Here is a 1,187-nt window from a genome sequence, read left to right on the forward strand (position 1 = left end):
GATCTATACAGTGAGCGGTAAGGCCGGTAGTGACGCCTATGAAACGGTTAGCGAAGACCATTTTGGTGTCAATTTAGTTACTATATACGACGAGGAGTTTGCAGACCCAACGTCTGAACTCGCGGCACTTGTGGAAAAATTGGGTATCACAAACCTCAGGTTTCCGGGAGGGTCTGCCACTGAACATTACTTCGACATGGCTCAACCAAATGCGAGCATTTCAAGCTTTGATCCCGAACAAGAGCTTTTACCTATGGATCTGATGTTTGAGCAGGCGGGGAAGTCTGAACTGTCTGTCTCAATAGTTGTCCCCACGAAACAAGCGTTTTCCCAAAGTGCTGCAGAGGCAATGCTGGCTGGATCTTATGGGGGGCGGCAAGAAATCAAAGAGAAATACTTTAATGAGTTGCGTGAATTCATAGGGATGAGTATTTCAGAGGCCAAAAAGAACGGGGTGCCGATATCTGCGATCGAAATCGGCAACGAATTTTGGGGGGCTGGTCAAATGACCGCCAACGAGTATGGATTTTTGGCATCTCAAATTTTGCCCTTCATTGAGAAGGTCATCAATGATCTGGGAGAGGCGGTTCCTGCACTAATTATTCAAGGGATTTCTGCTGCCTCCGAAAAATATTCACCGAAGGATCCAATTGACCTGTTCATCAATGCAGATGAACATCCCTCATCCATAAAAACAAAGTCAGAAATGGTAGCTGAATTTGGCGAGGAGATGCCCACAGGCTGGGTCTCTGTGAATGTGCTTGGGCAGGGCAGTGCCTATGATCAAATTTCAGATTTAGCCGACAATGTTAATGCAAACCAAAATGCCGCGAACCTTGTTTCCGGTATTGTTGGACACTATTACATTAGAGGCGGGTTTTCCGATGTGGATGCTGGAAAGGAATTTTTCTTCTCGCAACTTTCCCGGCTTGAAAACTTGCTGGACAGGTCTGAAGACTTGCCCCAAGTTTCCTTTCACATAACAGAATGGAATGCAAATGCCGCTAATGCGGAGAACAATAGGGGCCTTCAACATTCAGCCATGATGGTGGAAATGTTCTATGAGCAGCTTACGCATGGTGTGGACACATCTCAAATATGGCCTCTGACATTCGACAAGTCGCAGGGAATTACTCTTACAGATATAGAGCAACGGAATTTAACTATTGCCGGAGAGACTTTTGGGC

1 pseudogene is annotated in these 1,187 nt (G+C 46.1%); it reads left to right on the top strand.

Annotated elements, in window-relative coordinates:
• Positions 1-1,187, top strand: a pseudogene (locus A2I95_RS40230) (hypothetical protein); the annotation flags it as partial.

This window comes from Leisingera sp. F5 (assembly GCF_001593695.1).